This is a genomic window from Streptomyces sp. SDr-06, assembly GCF_003324565.1.
GTDB lineage: Bacteria > Actinomycetota > Actinomycetes > Streptomycetales > Streptomycetaceae > Streptomyces.
Genome location: NZ_QOLA01000008.1, coordinates 257,245 through 273,549, shown reverse-complemented (window position 1 = coordinate 273,549; position 16,305 = coordinate 257,245). Strand labels below are relative to the sequence as shown.

Below are 16,305 nucleotides of genomic sequence, written 5' to 3'. Positions count from 1 at the left end.
CTCCCGCGCCGGGGCCGGGGCCCTTCGGCAGGAGGGCGCCTCGCGTGACGCTTCACCGGCTCCTCGCGACCGCGCTCAGCGGTACTCCCCCGCGAACCACCGGCGTACCGCCCGGGTGTGCAGCGGGAAGGCCAACTCGGCCGGTTCCCGCAGCAGTTCCCAGCCGTCGGTCTCGTCGGTCGGCCGTGAGGGCGGCAGCGCCTCGGCCGGGCAGGTGGGCAACAGGCCGAAGACCAGCAGGTGTTCGGGGGAGCTGAGGGCGTCCGCGAGGCGGACCGCGACGGCCGGGGCCTCGATGCCGGTCTCCTCCCTGAGTTCGCGGACGACCGCGTCCTGCCAGCTCTCGCCGTGGTCGATGAACCCGCCGGGCAGTGCGCGGCGGCCCCGCCGCGGCTCGATGGTGCGGGTGATCACGACGAGGGCGGTGCCGCGCGCGTCGGTGACGGGCAGGAGCGCGACGGCGACGGGCAGCGGATTGCGGTACGCCACCGCGCCGCAGGCCGCGCAGGCACGCGGCCAGGCGCTGTCCGCCGGGTACGGTGCTCCGCACGCGCCGCAGTGGGAGTCCTTGAGGGGCTGCTTCGGGGTGGCGGTCACGCGCGGACTGTAGCCGACGGCCGCGGCCCCGGGCAGGGCCGCCCCGAGCGCCGACCACCCTTTCCCGACGCCCGGTTGACCTGATAGAGGGTGTGCGCATGACACGACGTACGGAACGACGAGACCCCACCTTCCGGCGGACCCCGATGAGGGCGCTGCGCGGGCTGGTCGCCGCCGCCGCGGCGCTGCTCAGCGTCACGGCCCTCTCCCCCGCCGCGCACGCCGCGCCGGAGCCGAAGGCGCCCAGGGCGTTCGTGGCGCTGAGCTCGGTCGACCCGACGATCATCCAGGAGATGCGCTACATCACGCCGCACGACTTCGTGGGCGAGCCCATCGACGGGTACCGGCAGCCGCTGTGCATCCTGACCCGGCCGGCCGCCGAGGCGCTGCACCGGGCGCAGCTGAGGCTGCTGCGGCAGGGCTACTCCCTGAAGGTGTACGACTGCTACCGGCCGCAGCGTGCCGTCGACCACTTCGTGCGCTGGGCCAAGGACCTGGACGACGAGCGGATGAAGGCGGAGTTCTATCCGCGCGTCGACAAGTCGAGGCTGTTCGCGGACGGGTACATCGCCGAGAAGTCCGGGCACAGCCGGGGCAGCACGATGGACCTGACGATCGTGAAGCTGCCCGCCCTCCCCACCCGCCCCTACCGCCCCGGGCAGCCGCTCGTGCCCTGCTACGCCCCGAAGAAGGAGCGGTTCCCCGACAACTCCGTCGACATGGGGACCGGTTTCGACTGCTTCGACACCCTGGCGCACACCGACGACCCGCGCGTCCAGGGCGCACAGCGGGCGAACCGGCAGTTCCTCAAGAGCACCCTGGAGGCGCAGGGCTTCGTCAACCTGCCCGAGGAGTGGTGGCACTTCACGTACCAGCCGGAGCCGTTCCCCGACACCTACTTCGACTTCCCCGTGGCCCGGCGCTCGGTGGCCGGACACTGAGCCGGTCCGCGGCTCCGGTTCGCCGCGGCGAGACCGGGAGCCGGCCGGTCCCGGCCGGCAGGAGCACGGCCGGGCCGCGTTCCGGTTGAGGGTCGAGCGGGTGTCCGGAGCCACCCCCGTCGGTCCCGGGCACCCGCTCTGCCTTCTCGGACGCGAAGCAGGCGTATCCGGTTCTCCGAAGAACGATTAGGTTCTGGCCCATGACACAGCCGACGTTCGCTTCGTACGAGGAGTTCTGGCCCTACTACGTGGCCATGCACTCCCGGGCCGCCACCCGGTGGGTCCACCTCACCGGCACCCTCACGGGGCTCGCGATCAGCGCCTGCGGACTCGCCCGCGGGCGCAAGCGGTACGCACTGGCCCTGCCGCTCATCGGGTACGGGACCGCCTGGCCGGCCCACTGGTTCATCGAGAGGAACAACCCGGCCACCTTCGGACACCCCGCCTGGTCGCTGCGCGGCGACCGGCAGATGATCCGGATGATGCTGGCCGGACGCGACCACGAGCTCGGTGAGATCGCCGCCAAGTGGCTCGCCGAGCACCGCTGAGCCCGGACCCGGCGACCGGCCCTCCCCAACTCCCGGCAGCCGTGGCACACTTCTGACACTCCGTCAGAAGTAAGTGCCGGGAGGGGACTTGAGCGACGCACGCACACGCACGCCTGTGGTCATGGGCTGGTTCACGGACAGCGAGGGACCGGACTTCCGGCTGCTCGGCACCCGCTGCACCGCCTGCGCCTGTGTCTTCTTCCCGCGCGACGACTCCTTCTGCCGCAATCCCGGGTGCGCGGGCGGCGAACTGGAGGAGGTGCCCCTCTCCCCGCGCGGCCGTGTCTGGTCGTACACCGACGGCCGCTACCGCCCGCCCGCTCCCTATGTGTCCGACCCCCACACGGCGTGGGAGCCCACCACACTCGTCGCGGTCGAGCTGGCGGCCGAGCGGATGGTGGTGCTCGGCCAGGCCGCACCCGGGGTACGCACCGCCGATCTCGCGGTGGGCATGGAGGTCGAGGTGGTGCCCGGAGTCCTGAACGAGGACGCGGAGACCACCTGGACCACCTGGCACTGGCGGCCCGTGGAGGTGGCCCGATGACCGACGACATCGCGGTCCTGGGGGCCGGCATGCACCCGTGGGGCAAGTGGGGCCGGAGTTTCGTCGAGTACGGGACCGTCGCGGCCCGCGCCGCGCTCGCCGACGCCGGGGTGGACTGGAGGGACGTGCACGCCGTGGTCGGCGCGGACACCGTGCGCGGCGGCTACCCGGGCCATGTGGCGGGCGCGACCTTCGCGCGGGCGCTCGGCTGGCAGGGCGCACGGGTGACCAGCGTGTACGCGGCCTGCGCCTCCGGCGCGCAGGCGATCAACGCGGCCCGGGCGCAGATTCTGGCCGGGATGGCGGACGTGGTGCTCGTGGTGGGCGCCGACGCCGCGCCGAAGGGGTTCTTCGCGCCGCCCGGGGGCGAGCGGCCCGACGATCCGGACTGGCTGCGGTTCCGGGTGCTCGGCGCCACCAACCCGGCCTACTTCGGCCTCTTCGCCCGCCGCCGCATGGCCCTGCACGGCGACACCGTCGAGGACTTCGCGCGGGTCAAGGTGAAGAACGCGGCGGCGGGCGCGCTCAACCCCAACGCCCGCTACCGCAAGGCCGTCAGCGCCGAGGAGGTCGCCGCGTCCGCCGTCGTCGCGGACCCGCTGCGCCTGCTCGACATCTGCGCCACCTCGGACGGAGCCGCCGCCCTCGTCCTGACCAGCATGGACTTCGCCCGCCGCCACGGCGCCCCCGACCCGGTGCGGATCCGCGCGGTCTCGACGGTCACCCCCACCTATCCGAGGACGGTCCTCGACCTGCCCGACATCGCGACCGACTCGGCGGCCGCCGTCGAGCCCTCGCCGCACTCCTTCCGGGCGTCCATCGCGCGGGCCGCCTACGAGGAGGCGGGCATCGGGCCCGAGGACCTGTCACTGGCCGAGGTCTACGACCTGTCCACCGCCCTGGAGCTGGAGTGGTACGAGGACCTCGGGCTGTGCGGCACCGCGGAGGGGGCCAAGCTCGTACGGGAGGGAGCGACCGCGCTCGGGGGGCGGATCCCGGTCAACGCCAGCGGCGGACTGGCGTCGTTCGGAGAGGCCGTGCCCGCCCAGGCCATCGCCCAGGTCTGCGAGCTCACCTGGCAGCTGAGGGGCACCGCGGGCGCGCGTCAGGTTCCCGGGGCCCGGGTCGCCATCACCGCGAACCAGGGCCTGTTCGGACACGGCTCCTCGGTGGTGGCGGTGCGCTGAGCCGACGCGCCCGACCACCCGGCCGGGTACCGGGCATCCGGAACGCACCCGCCCGCACTCGACACCCGTCGGCCCAACAGGCCGTGCGGTCGGCGACCTTGACGGCCCATCACGGCCGGTGAACACTTCCCGTTGTCTCTCGGCGTCACCGTATTCCGGCTCCCGGCCGCGTGGCAGGCGCGCGGTTCCCCGGCGCCGCCCTCACGGCCGATTCCGCCGGGGAGGCATGCTCGAAGCGACGCCGGCCGGCGTCCGGGTTCCCCCGCGGCCGGTCTCGCCGCCATGGGAAACGCGCACCGTGCACGGAGACCGGGGCAAGCCCCGGGCGAGGGCCAAGGAGCCGCCATGAGCAACGGGGACATATTCGTCGGGGAAGTCATAGGCACAGCGATCCTGGTCCTGTTCGGGGCCGGGGTCTGCGCCGCCGTCACACTCAAGCACTCCAAGGCCAGGGCGGCCGGGTGGGTCGTCATCGCCTTCGGCTGGGGCTTCGGCGTGCTCGCCGGGGCCTACACGGCGGGACCGCTCTCGGGCGGTCAGCTCAACCCGGCCGTCACCATCGGCATCGCGATCGACACCGGCAGCTGGGGCAAGGTGTGGGTCTACCTCTGCGGCGAGCTGGTGGGGGCCATGCTCGGCGCCGTACTCGCCTACCTCACCTACTTCGCGCAGTTCCAGGCCAACGCCGACCAGGACGAAGCGCTGGAGACGCTCGGCATCTTCTCCACCATCCCGGAGCTCAGGAACCCGGTCGCCAACCTGGTCACGGAGATCATCGCGACCGTCGGGCTCGTCCTGCCGGTCCTCTCCTTCGGCAACACCAAGGGGCTCGGCGAATCCGGAGTCACGGTGCTCGTCGTGGCCCTGCTCGTGGTCGGCATCGGGCTCTCGCTGGGCGGTCCCACGGGGTACGCCATCAACCCGGCACGCGACCTCGGGCCGCGCATCGTGCACGCCCTGCTGCCGATCCCCAACAAGGGCACGTCCGACTGGAGTTACGCCTGGATCCCGGTGGTCGGCCCACTGATCGGCGGGGCCCTGGGCGGCCTCATCCACCACGCAGCCTTCTGACCCGCAGCCTTGAGAACGAGGGGTAGCCATGACGGACAGGTTCGTCGCCGCGATCGACCAGGGGACCACCTCCAGCCGCTGCATCATCTTCAACCAGGACGGGGCGATCGTCGCCGTCGACCAGCGCGAACACCGGCAGATCTTCCCCAAGCCCGGCTGGGTGGAGCACGACGCCGCCGAGATCTGGTCCAAGGTGCAGGCCGTCGTCGCGGGCGCGCTCGCCCGGGCCGGGCTGCGCGCCGAACAACTCAGCGCGCTCGGCATCACCAACCAGCGCGAGACGACCGTCCTTTGGGACCGGGCGACGGGCAAACCCGTGCACAACGCGATCGTCTGGCAGGACACCCGGACCTCCGGGCTCTGTCACGAACTGGGCGGCAGCGACGGCCAGGACCGCTTCCGCGAGGCCACCGGACTGCCGCTGGCGAGCTACTTCTCCGGCCCCAAGGCCGCCTGGCTGCTCGACAACGTCCCCGGCCTGCGGGCCCGCGCCGAACGCGGCGAGATCGCCTTCGGCACCATCGACTCCTGGCTGATCTGGAACCTGACCGGCGGCACCTCCGGCGGCGTCCACGTCACCGACGTCACCAACGCCTCGCGGACGTTGCTGATGAACCTGGAGACCCTGCAATGGGACCAGGAGATCCTCACGGCGATGAACCTGCCCCGGGCCATGCTGCCCGAGATCAGGTCATCGGCCGAGGTGTACGGCACGGCCGTGGGCCACGTCGCGGGCGTACCGGTCGCCTCCGCGCTCGGCGACCAGCAGGCGGCGGTATTCGGACAGGCCTGCTACGACACGGGGACCGCGAAGAACACGTACGGGACGGGCAGCTTCCTGCTCCTCAACACCGGTGCCCGGCCCGTGCCGTCCAAGAGCGGGCTCATCACCACCGTCGGGTACAAGATCGGCGAACAGGCGCCCGTCTACTGCCTGGAGGGCTCGATCGCGATCACCGGAGCCCTGGTGCAGTGGTTCCGGGACCAGCTCGGCATCATCCACAGCGCGGACGAGATCGAATCCCTGGCGGCGAGCGTCGACGACAACGGCGGGGCCTACATCGTGCCCGCCTTCTCCGGACTCTTCGCGCCCTACTGGCGCTCCGATGCGCGGGGGGTCGTCACGGGGCTGACCCGGTACGTCACCAAGGCGCACCTGGCCCGCGCGGTCCTGGAGGCGACGAGCTGGCAGACCCGCGAGGTCGTCGACGCCATGTTCCAGGACTCGGGTGTGCAGATCACCAGCCTGAAGGTGGACGGCGGGATGACCGTCAACAACCTGCTGATGCAGCACCAGGCGGACGTCCTCGGGGTCCCCGTGATCCGGCCCAAGGTGTCCGAGACGACCTGTCTGGGGGCGGCGTACGCGGCCGGGCTCGCCACCGGTGTGTGGTCGGACCTCGACGAACTGCGCGCGCACTGGCAGCGCGATGTGGAATGGTCTCCGCGTATGGAGGCCCCGGTCCGTGAGCGCGAGTACGCCAACTGGCGCAAGGCGGTGGAGCGCAGCCTCGGCTGGCACGAGGAGAGCGGCGAGTAGGCCCCCGTGGACGCGCGGCCCGTACCCCGGTCGGTGGGGGTACGGGCCGCGCATCGGTCCGGCTCCGTCACGTGGTGGCGGGCTGGCGGGACTTGGCCGACATCGCCATGGCGTGCTCGACCACCCCGACCAGGATCTCCTTGACGGACTCGCGGACCCGCGCGTCGCACATGAGGAGCGGCACCTCGGGGTCGAGGTCGAGCGCGGCGCGCACCGTGTCGGCAGGGTAACGGGTGGCGTCGTCGAAGCAGTTGACGGCGACGGTGAACGGGATGCCGCGCCGCTCGAAGTAGTCGATGCCGGCGAAGCAGTCCTCCAGGCGGCGGGTGTCGGCCAGGACGACCGCGCCGAGCGCGCCCTGGGCGAGCTCGTCCCACAGGAACCAGAACCGGTCCTGGCCCGGCGTGCCGAAGAGGTAGAGCACCAGGTCCTCGCGGAGCGTGATGCGCCCGAAGTCCATGGCCACCGTGGTGGTGCTCTTGGCCTCCACCCCGGCGAGGTCGTCGACCGGCCGGCCGGCCTCGCTGAGGCGTTCCTCGGTGCGCAGGGGGCGGATCTCGCTCACCGCGCCGACCAGGGTGGTCTTGCCGACGCCGAAGCCGCCGGCGACGAGGATCTTGAGCGTCACCGGATCGACGTGCCGCTTCCTGCGGCTAGAGCGCCCGAAGGCCATTGATCACCTCGCGGAGAAGGGACTCGTCCGGCAGCTCGGCCGGCGGAACGGGTCGGGTTACGTGCACCAGGGCGTCGGCGACGAGATCGCCGACCAGGACCCGGACCACCCCGACGGGGAGGTCGAGCCCGGCCGCGAGCTCGGCGATCGACTGCGGGGTCTCGCCGCAGCGTTCGACGATCTCCACGTGTTCCGGGGAGAGCGTCTGGTCCCGGCCGGGGTCGTCGGCGGCCGGTTCCGGGACGACCACGGCGATGAGGTCGAGGCGGTGCTGGCCCGCGCTGGTGGTGCGGCCGCGCGTCATCGCGTACGGACGCACCACCGGGCCCGCGTCGTCGTCGAACCAGTGGTGCGGCCGCCCCGGGGCTGCCGCCGCCGACCGGGCCCGCGGCTGGTCCTGGGCCCGCTGGTCTGCGTCACTCATCGCGTCCCCCGCTCATGACGTCCCCCACTCACCCTCCGGTGTGCAGGCCGGTCCGTGGTGCGGTGGTCAGATGGGCGCCGACCCGCTTGACCATCAGCGTCATCTCGTAGGCCACCTGTCCGACGTCGGAGTCGGCGTCGGACAGGACGGCCAGACAGCTGCCGTCGCCGGCCGCCGTCACGAAGAGGAAGGCGTCGTCGAGTTCGACGACGGTCTGGCGGACCTTGCCCGCCTCGAAGTGCCGGCCCACGCCCTTGGCGAGGCTGTGGAAGCCGGAGGCGACGGCGGCCAGGTGCTCGCCGTCCTCGCGCGTGAGGTCGCGGGAGGTTCCGGTGGCGAGGCCGTCGCTGGAGAGCACCAGGGCCTTGCGGATGGAGCCGACGCGGTCGACGAGCTCGTCGAGGAGCCAGTTGAGTTCGCCGGTACCGTTCCCTGCGGCGTTGCGTGCTGCGGCTGAGCCTTGTGGCGCGGTCATCGACCGTCCCCCTCCAGTGTGGTTCGTCGTGCGGTGTCGCCTCGGACTGCGGGCGGTCCCTCCGCGGCGTCCGATGCCGCGTTCTGCCGGCGGCCGCGCTGCCAGCCGCGCTGCAGCGCGGCCATGCGGTCGCGCACCTCGTCGGCGTCACGCTCGGGCTCGGACCCGTCGTCGGATTCGGGCGCGGCGTGCCGGCCGTCGGGGGCGTCCTTGAGCTGGGGGGCGAGGCTCGCCTGGCGGACCCGGCGGGGCAGCCCGCCGAGCGGTGCCTCCGGCTCGGACACCGGGGCCTCGGGGAGGCTGCCCCAGGACGGTGCGGAGCTCGGCGCGCCCGGCAGGTCGGCGGGGTTGGCGGGCGGCGCCGCGGGCGGCTCGGTCAGGCCCGCGGGCCTCACGGGGGTCAGCCCCGAGGGCTGCGGCGCGGGCCGGAGGGGCTGCGGGCTCCGGGGTGTCGAGGGTCGCGGCGGCTGCGGCGGGCGCCGTTCGGGCAGCCGGTTCCCGAAGGCGCGGCCCTGCTGGGGGTCCAGGTCGGGTTCGGGCGCGGGATGCCCGCGCCCGGGGCCGTCCACGCGGCGGCCGTTGTCGCTGACCAGGGTGGGCACCCGATGGCGGCGCGGCAGCGGGACCGGGCCCTGCTCCTCGCCCTCGTCCGCGGCCTGCTGGTGCTGCTGGCGGTCGTCGGCGGCCTCGGGGGCCCGGCGGGCCGAGCGCAGGAGTCCGCCGCGCGGGGCTTCGATCTCGTCGAGGCCCGCGGGCGCTTCGAGCACGGAGGGCGCGTCGAGCCCCAACGGGTCGAGCGGCGGCTCCAGTTCGACGGGGCCGTCCAGGACCGGCTGGCCGGGAATGCCGACGGGCAGCGGGGACAGCGCGCGGCGCTGTGCGTCCGGTGCGCGCGTGCCGTCGCCCTTGGCGGCCTTGCGGTCGAGCCGGAACCCGGTGCCCTCGGTGTCGGGCGCGTCGGTGAGCAGCGTCGCCGGGATGAACACGACGGCGGTGGTGCCTCCGTACGGGGACGGCTGGAGCGAGACGCGTACGTTCTGGCGCTGGGCCAGCCGGCTGACCACGAACAGGCCGAGGCGGTCGGTGTCGGAGAGCTCGAACTCGGGGGTCTCGGCGAGCCGCAGGTTCGCGTCGAGCAGCATCTCGGGAGCCATGCCGAGGCCGCGGTCGTGGATCTCCAGGGTGAAGCCGTTGGCGACCCGCTCGCCGTGGACCTGGACGGCGGTGTGCGGGGGCGAGAACACCGTGGCGTTCTCCAGGAGTTCGGCGATGAGGTGGGTGAGGTCGGCGACGGCCGGGCCGCCCACGCCGAGCCGGGGCAGCCTGCGCACCTCGATGCGCTCGTAGTCCTCGACCTCGGCGACCGCGGCCCGTACGACGTCCATGAGCTGGACCGGCTTGCGCCACTGGCGGGAGGGGGCCGCGCCGGAGAGGATCACCAGGCCCTCGGCGTGCCGGCGCATGCGGGTGGTGAGGTGGTCGAGGCGGAAGAGGTCGGCGAGTTCGTCGGTGTCCTCGGTGCGCCGCTCCATGGTGTCCAGGAGCGTCAACTGGCGGTGCAGCAGCACCTGGTTGCGGCGGGCGAGGTTGACGAACACCTCGGAGACGCCGCGCCGCATGTCGGCCTGTTTGACGGCGGCCTCGACGGCGGCGCGTTGCAGGGTGTTGAGGGCCTGGCCGACCTGGCCGACCTCGTCGCGTTCGTAGTCGAGGCGGGGCGCCTCGGTCTCCACGTCGACCTGTTCGCCGGCGGCGAGGCGGCGCATGACGCTCGGCAGCCGGACCCCGGAGACCTCGTGGGCCTCCTTGCGGAGGCGGGTGAGGTCGCGGATCAGCTCGCGGCCGATGCGTACGGACATGAACAGGGAGATCAGCAGGGCGAGGAAGCCGAGGACACCGGCCAGGCCTGCCTTGATCAGCACGTTGAAGGCGACCGGTTCGACCCGGTCCTGGTAGCGGTTGCCCGCCTCGGTGTCCATCTGCGCGAGATGGTCGAGCACGGGGGTCGCGGCCTGCTGCCAGCGGGTGGCGTCGATGTGCCGGGGGTCCTTGGCCGGACCCGCGTCGATGATGGCGGCCTCGGCGGTGCGCAGCGCCTCGGTGTCGGGGCCGCGCCAGTACTGCTCGAAGACATCGCGTTCGGTGGCGGGCAGGGTCTCCAGGTTGGTCTCGTACAGGAGCCGCCGGTTGGCCACCAGGTCGGATATGCGGCGCAGTTCGGGGGCGGTGGTCTTCGGGGTGATCAGGGAGGAGGCGACGAGGGCGTCCTCGCGGGAGAGCATCTCGCGGGCCCGGGTGATGCCGACCAGCGCCCGGCCCTGCTTGTCCATCTCCACGTTCTCCAGGGCGTGGAGATTCATGAGGAAGCTGTAGCAGGGGTCGACGAGGCGGTTGTAGACCTCCAGCGCCTGCGGCCGGTCGACGGTGCCCTGTTCAATGGACTGCCGCAGCGCGGTCACCGTGTCGAAGCCGTCGAGCACGTCCTTCAGGCGGGCCTTCGCCACGGGCTGGAGGTCGCCGCGGACGTCCGGGTCCTGGGCGGCGGCGCGGATCCTGGCCATCGCGGTGTCGGTGGCCGAGCGGCGGCTGCGCAGCGCCGTCAGGGCGTCCGAGGGGCGTTCGTCGGCGAGGTAGACCAGGGTCTGGCGGCGCTCCTGCTGGATGACGCGGACGGTGTCCTCGATCGGGTAGCCGACCTTCTTGACGATGTTCGCCACGTCCATCAGCTCGCCGGCCTGCCGGCCGGTGAGATAGGTGGAGAACCCCCACAGAGCGGTGAGGGAGACGAGCGGCACGAGCAGCAACGCCACGATCTTCCTGCGGATGGACTTCCCGCGAAAGCGCATGGCCTCCCCCAGATCAACCGTCAGCAAACGGCGTGAGCCTACTACTGACACACAGACAACTCGAAGGAACGTCCGGACGATTTTCGGCCGCCGTCACGCGCGGTGATCATGAGTTGTCCTGGTATTCCGGGAGATGGCAATGCCGCCCGCGACGGGGCACACGCGTCATGGCGGCTTTTCGCCCACCACGGCAGATGGCTGGAATTATGCGTTCCGGGCAAATCCCGGGAATCTTCGGGGAGTTCGGTTCGTCTGTCTGTGCGGGATGTCTGTTACGTGCGTTCTGTTTGCACGGCCGGCGGGCTCAGCGGGTAGGGGGTAGCACGGAGCCGGGCCCCGGCGGGACGTCAGTCGCGGCAGGATGAGGCATCGAGGCACCGAGGGTGGGGAGGAAGGAACGCATGAGTGTGGAGCAGCAACCGTTGTGGGTGGAAGAGCCTGCCGTGCGGCCGCGGCTGCCCGACCCGGTCCGCACCGCCGCCGTGCGCGCCGTCATCATCGTCGCGGCGACCCTGATGCAGGCGGTGGTCGCCTTCCTCTGCACCCTGGCCGGCTCGTGGCTCGCCTTCCCGATGGTGATGAGCAGCGTCGGCAGCACCGTCCTCGCCACGTGGGGCGTCCTGGACGTGTGGGTGACCCGCCAGGTGTGGAACCAGCGCAACGGCGTCGTGTCGATGCCCAGCAGCACCGCGCGCAAGCTGCGCAAGGAGCGGCGCCGGGCCCGGCGGGCGGCCCGCACGGCCGAGCGTGCCGCGCGAATACGGTCCGCGGACGGCTCGCGCGGGCGGCTCTCCCGCGCCTGAGCCGCCCGGCGGCTTCCACCGTGGCCCGCTCAACGGCCAGGTCAGGCGGGCTTCTTGTACATGCGCGTCGCGGTGATCTCGCCGTGCACGGTCTCGCCCGCGGTGTCCTGCTGGGGCAGACCGGGCCGCAGGTGCTCCTCGACGCTGATGTACTTCAGGCCCGCCCGCAGGTCCGCGTCGTTGCGCAGCCGGATCACCAGGGGGAACTCGGCGAGCGCGGTCGTGTCGAACAGGCCCGTGGTGTAGAGGAGTTGGACACCGAGCGCGTCGGAGACGGCCCGCTGGAGTTCCAGGAGGTACGTCGCGTTGGCGCGGCCGATCGGGTTGTCGAGGAAGAGCGTCCCCGCGTGCCGGTGCTTGTCCCGGCCGCGGTCGTTGCTGCGCAGGGCCGCCATCGTGCAGTAGAGCGCGATGGCGGCGGTGAGCAGCTGGCCGCCGGAGAACACGTCGCCCATCTGCCCGACCGGGACGCGCTCGGCGCGCAGCACCGCGTCCGGCTTGAGGATCTCCACCGAGATGCCGCGCGGTTCGAGCGCCGCCTGCACCCCGCGCAGCAGCAGGGACATGCCGTCCCGGCGCAGGTCGGAGTTCTTCCTGACGGCGGCCCGGGTGGCCTCGTCGATGACCTCGCCGAGCCGTTCGGTGAGGGTGGCCTGGTCGGGCTCGTCGAACCGGATCCGCAGGAACTCCTGCCCGGACCACTCGCCGAGGCCCTCGGGAAGCTGGGACAGGCGCTGCGCGGAGCGGAGCGTGGTGAGCGCCGACTCCACCAGGCCGCGCAGCCGGTCGACGATGGAGTCGCGGTTGCGCTCCAGCTGCTCCAGCTCGTCGGTCAGGACGCGCAGCCGGGGTTCGAAGGCGGCGGCCCACGCCGCGGCGTGCTCGGGCAGGGCGGCTGCGGGCAGTTCGCGGATCTGCTGGCGGGCCGGGGTGCGGACCTGCTCGTAGCGGGTGGCGTTGGCGTGGCGCACCAGGATGTCGGAGGCCTCGCGCACCGCGGAGTCGGCCGCCGACAGGTCGCCGGAGCAGCCGCGCAGGGAGCGGCGCGCCTCGGCGGCGGACTGCCGGGCCTCCTCCAGGCTGCCCGGGTAGGGCTCGGGGGCGCTCTCGTCCTCCGGCGTCTGCCCGTTGTCCCGCAGCAGGTCGCGCAGCAGCGCCGCCGTCTCGTCGAAGCCGCCCGCCGCGTCCTCGGCCGCGCGGTGCGCGCTGAGCAGTTCGGCGTGGGCGGCGCGGGAGGTCTCCAACTCGTCGGTGCGCGTGGCCAGTTCGGCCGTCGCGGTGCGCAACAGCGCCTGCGCCTGCTCGACGTCGGCGGGCACCAGGTCCTCGGGCAGCTCGGTGTGCGTCTCGCCGTCGGCGGGCGCGAGCCGTTCGGCCTCGCCGCGCAGCCGGCCGAGCTGCTCGCTCGCGGCGGACGCGCGGGTCTCCAGCATCTGGACGAGCGACTCGGCGCGGGCGGCGGCCGCCTGGCGAGAGGGGCCGTCGGCGCCGTCGGTGCCTTCGAGGAGGGTGGCGGCGCGGGTGCGCACCTTGTTGGTGAGGCGGTCGAGTTCCGCCAGGGCGGCGCTTTCGTCGCTCTCGGCACGGGCCTGCTCGGCGCGCAGGTCGGCGCCCACGCCGACCTTCTCGTACAGCTGGGAGGCGGCTCGGTAGGCCTCGCGCAGGGTGGGCAGCGCGGCGCGCGGAGCCTGTGTGTCCGGCTCCGGCAGCGATTCGGGGGCGCCCGCGATCTCGGCGCGCTCGGCACGCAGCGCGCGGGAGGTGCGATGGGCGTCGTCGGCGGTGCGCTGGGCGGCGCGGCGGTCCTCGTCGGCGGCCTTGGCGCGCTCCAGGAACGACTGGGCGCGGGCCTCCGACTCGGCCGCCTCGTCGGCGAGTTCGCGGAGCTTGAGCTGCCAGGCGGCCCGCTCGCGCAGCCGGTGGGCGAGTCCGGCGAGCGCGTCGGCGGCGCGGCGGGCGCGCTGGGCGGCCTCCTGCCGTTCGTCGCGTACCCGCGCGGTGTCGGCGGCCGCCTCGTCCGCCTCGGTCCGCGCGGCACGGGCCTCGGTCAGCTCCCGCGCGGCCTCCCCGGCCGCCTCACGGGCGGCGTGGGCGGCGGTGGCGAGCTCGGCGAGCATGCCGGGCGGGCAGTCGGCGCGCCAGGATCCGATGCGGGCGGCGAGCGAGCGGTCCCCGGAAAGGCGGGCGGCCAGCGAGCGGATCTCCTCGTCGCGTGCGGTGGCGCGGGCGCGCAGCGCCTGGCGTTCCTCGTCGGCGGCGTGCTCGTCGTGCATGGCCGGGTTCGGCGGGACCAGGAAGATCCCCGAGTCGGTGCCGCTGTCCGGGGCCGGGACGGGCGCGAGCAGTGCGGCGGTGGTGCCGACGGCCACCGCCGAGCGCGGCAGCAGGGCGGCGCCCGCGAGCGCCTCGCGGGCCCGGGCGTGCGAGGCGGGGTCGGTGATGACGACGCCGTCGACGAGCTCGGGGCGGGTGGCGAGCACGGCGGCGTGGTCGGCGGGGGCCACGGCCTGGGCGAGGTAGCGCCAGCCGGGCAGCGCCGGGATGCCGTGCTCGCCGAGGTACTCGACGGTGGCCAGCACGTCGGGGCTGGGCGGCAGGAGGCCGCCGTCGCCGAGCGCGCCGAGGATGCGCGAGTCGTCGGCGGCGGCCGTGCGCAGTTCGAAGAGCTGGCGCTCGGCGGCGGCGACGCTCTGGTCGAGCAGGGCGCGCAGCTCGTCGGCGGCGCGGTCCAGCTCCTCGGCGGTGAGCGGGCTGCGGGGCCCCTCGCCGTCGGCCCTGCGCGGCTCGGGCACACCGGTCGCGGACCGCGCGGCGGGCAGGCTGAGCAGTTCGGCCAGGCGTTCTTCCGCGGCGATCGCCTCGGCGGCCCGGCGCTCGGCGTCGTGGGCGTGCTCCGCGGCGCGCGCGGCGTCCTCGGCGCGGGCCGCTGCCAGCTCGGCGCGGGCCTCGACGGAGGCCGCCTCGCGAGCCCGGTCGGAGGCGGTGCGCGCGGCCTCGCGGGCCGCGTCCCAGGCGGCCACCGCGGACTTCTCGGCGTCGCTCGCGGCGAGCGCGGCGCGGGCCGGGTCGGCGTCCGGCGCGCTGTCGTCGAGCCAGCCGGCGCGCACGGCCTCGGTGGTCTCCTGCTCGACCTCGGCGAGGCGCTGGCGCAGGTGCCCGGCCTCACTGCGGGCCCGCTGGGCCTCGGTGGCGGCGGCGGTGGCGTCGCGGTGAGCGGCCTCGCCCGCTTCCTGGAGCGCGGCGGAGCGCTCCTCCTCCTCGGCCGCGACCCGCTCGCCGTCCTCGGCGGCCGCGTGCAGGGCCCGTACGAGATCGGCGGCCGCCTGGGCGCGGGCCGCGAGGGCGGGGGCCGCGTCGCGCTCGGCCTCCTGGATGGCGGCGGCGACGCGGGCCGAGCGGTCGGCCGCGGCGCGGTGGCGCAGCACGGCCTCGGCGGCCTGCCAGGCGGAGTGCAGCGTCCGGGCGTCGGCCAGTTCGCGGCGCTGCGCGGTGGCGGCCTTCTCGGCCACGGCGAGCGCCAACGAGGCGTGCCGGTAGGCGAGTTCGGAGGCGATCAGGGAGCTGCGGCCGCGCGCCTGCTCGGCGAGGGTGACGTGGTGGGCGGCGGCGGTGACCTGCTGGGCGAGGTCGGTGGCGCGGCCGCGCTCGTCGGCGGCGCGGGCGGAGAGCCGACGGGCGAGGGTGCGGGTGCGCCGTTCGGCCCCGGCGTGGATCTCGCGGGCCCGGGTGCGGGTCTCGGCGGCTTCGACGATCCGGCCGAGGAGGTCGACGGAGCCCGCGGTGAAGTCGCGTTCGGCGGTGAGTTCGGCGCGGCGTCCGAGCTTGTTGCCGAAGCCGCTCACCAGGTCGGCGAGCCCGTCGGTGTCCCGGGTGTCGGTGACGGCGCGCAGCAGCAGATCGGTGAAGTCGGAGTCCTTCTTGACCGCGAAGAGGCCCGCCGCCTCGCCCTCGTCGGCGTTCATCTCCCGCTGGTAGCGGAAGAGTTCGGGGTCGAGGCCCAGCTCGCCGAGGTGCTCGTTCCAGCGGTCGTGGATCTCCTCCCAGTAGACCTCCAGGTGCGGGTAGGCCTTGGTCGCCTCGGTGAGGGCGTCGCGGAAGCCCTTCATGGTGCGGCGGCGGCCCTGGGCGCCCGAGGCGCCTTCGGCGGACGGGCGCATCGCGCTGGACTCGGCGACCGGCAGCGAGTCCAGGCTGAGCCCCGGTCCGGGCCGGAAGGAGTACCAGGCTTCGGCGAACTTGCGCGGGTCGTTGGAGACCTGACGGCCGCGCCATTCGCTGACCTTGCCCACCACGACGAGCTCGCCGGTCAGGGTGTGCTGCCACTCCAGGGCGACGTGCCCGCAGTCGTCGGCGAGCAGGAACTTGCGCAGCACGCCGGAGCTCGCGCCGCCCAGGGTGTTGCGGTGGCCGGGCAGCATCACCGAGAAGATCAGCTTGAGCAGGACGGACTTGCCGCCGCCGTTCTCCAGGAAGAGCACGCCCGCGGGGGCCGGGCGGCGCGGCGGGCCGACCGGCTCGTCCTCGAAGAACTCGGCCTGCGTGGGGGCCGGGTTGGGCACGGGCGCGCCGACGCCGCGCAGGTCAAGCACGGTGTCGGCGTAGCGCGCACCGGCGGGCCCGATGGAGTAGAGGCGGACCCGGGACAGCTCGTACATG

The 16,305-nt window shown here is 73.8% G+C and carries 12 protein-coding genes and 1 pseudogene; 7 read left to right on the top strand and 6 right to left on the bottom strand.

Annotated elements, in window-relative coordinates; translation table 11 throughout:
• Nucleotides 1–75 precede the first annotated feature (75 nt).
• Nucleotides 76–597 carry an NUDIX domain-containing protein gene (locus DT019_RS19515; protein WP_114038126.1) on the bottom strand — a complete coding sequence of 174 codons (522 nt, stop codon included), beginning with the start codon at nucleotides 595–597 and terminating at the stop codon, nucleotides 76–78.
• A gap of 98 nt (nucleotides 598–695) precedes the next feature.
• Here DT019_RS19515 and DT019_RS19510 point away from each other — a divergent pair, with 98 nt between their 5' ends.
• The 6 genes from DT019_RS19510 to glpK all read left to right on the top strand — a co-directional run bounded on the left by DT019_RS19510 (nucleotide 696) and on the right by glpK (nucleotide 6,428).
• Complete coding sequence (locus DT019_RS19510; RefSeq protein WP_411292717.1) at nucleotides 696–1,538, top strand: M15 family metallopeptidase; 843 nt, start codon at nucleotides 696–698, stop codon at nucleotides 1,536–1,538.
• Nucleotides 1,539–1,738: 200 nt separating this feature from the next.
• A complete protein-coding gene (locus tag DT019_RS19505) occupies nucleotides 1,739–2,086 on the top strand; it encodes a DUF962 domain-containing protein (RefSeq protein WP_114038124.1) in 348 nt (115 codons plus the stop codon).
• Nucleotides 2,087–2,207: 121 nt separating this feature from the next.
• Nucleotides 2,208–2,630: a Zn-ribbon domain-containing OB-fold protein gene (locus tag DT019_RS19500; RefSeq protein ID WP_114038156.1), complete on the top strand. Its 423-nt coding sequence runs from the start codon at nucleotides 2,208–2,210 to the stop codon at nucleotides 2,628–2,630.
• Nucleotides 2,627–3,817: a lipid-transfer protein gene (locus DT019_RS19495; RefSeq protein WP_114038123.1), complete on the top strand. Its 1,191-nt coding sequence runs from the start codon at nucleotides 2,627–2,629 to the stop codon at nucleotides 3,815–3,817. Before DT019_RS19500 ends, DT019_RS19495 begins: the two co-directional genes overlap by 4 nt.
• A 345-nt stretch (nucleotides 3,818–4,162) precedes the next feature.
• The gene (locus DT019_RS19490; protein ID WP_114038122.1) at nucleotides 4,163–4,888 is read left to right on the top strand and encodes an MIP/aquaporin family protein; all 726 of its coding nucleotides are present in this window, start codon (nucleotides 4,163–4,165) and stop codon (nucleotides 4,886–4,888) included.
• Between the two features lie 28 nt (nucleotides 4,889–4,916).
• Nucleotides 4,917–6,428 carry a glycerol kinase GlpK gene (glpK, locus tag DT019_RS19485; RefSeq protein ID WP_114038121.1) on the top strand — a complete coding sequence of 504 codons (1,512 nt, stop codon included), beginning with the start codon at nucleotides 4,917–4,919 and terminating at the stop codon, nucleotides 6,426–6,428.
• 67 nt (nucleotides 6,429–6,495) lie between these two features.
• Here the strand turns inward: glpK and DT019_RS19480 are convergent, their stop codons facing one another.
• From DT019_RS19480 to DT019_RS19465, 4 genes are read right to left on the bottom strand one after another with little or no spacing between them, the layout of a single operon-like run.
• On the bottom strand, nucleotides 6,496–7,101 hold the full coding sequence (locus tag DT019_RS19480; RefSeq protein WP_114038120.1) for a GTP-binding protein: 606 nt from the start codon (nucleotides 7,099–7,101) through the stop codon (nucleotides 6,496–6,498).
• Complete coding sequence (locus DT019_RS19475) at nucleotides 7,082–7,525, bottom strand: DUF742 domain-containing protein (protein WP_114038119.1); 444 nt, start codon at nucleotides 7,523–7,525, stop codon at nucleotides 7,082–7,084. Before DT019_RS19475 ends, DT019_RS19480 begins: the two co-directional genes overlap by 20 nt.
• A gap of 28 nt (nucleotides 7,526–7,553) precedes the next feature.
• Nucleotides 7,554–8,000: a roadblock/LC7 domain-containing protein gene (locus tag DT019_RS19470; RefSeq protein ID WP_114038118.1), complete on the bottom strand. Its 447-nt coding sequence runs from the start codon at nucleotides 7,998–8,000 to the stop codon at nucleotides 7,554–7,556.
• Nucleotides 7,997–10,846, bottom strand: a complete 2,850-nt coding sequence (locus DT019_RS19465) for a nitrate- and nitrite sensing domain-containing protein (protein WP_114038117.1) — start codon at nucleotides 10,844–10,846, stop codon at nucleotides 7,997–7,999. Before DT019_RS19465 ends, DT019_RS19470 begins: the two co-directional genes overlap by 4 nt.
• Before the next feature lie 416 nt (nucleotides 10,847–11,262).
• Between DT019_RS19465 and DT019_RS19460 the strand changes: the two are divergent.
• Nucleotides 11,263–11,649 (top strand): annotated as a pseudogene (locus tag DT019_RS19460) (hypothetical protein); the annotation flags it as partial.
• Nucleotides 11,650–11,690: 41 nt separating this feature from the next.
• On the opposite strand, the gene DT019_RS19455 reads toward DT019_RS19460, so the two are convergent.
• Nucleotides 11,691–16,304, bottom strand: coding sequence for a hypothetical protein (locus tag DT019_RS19455; RefSeq protein WP_114038115.1), 4,614 nt, complete (start codon nucleotides 16,302–16,304; stop codon nucleotides 11,691–11,693).
• Nucleotide 16,305: the final 1 nt, after the last annotated feature.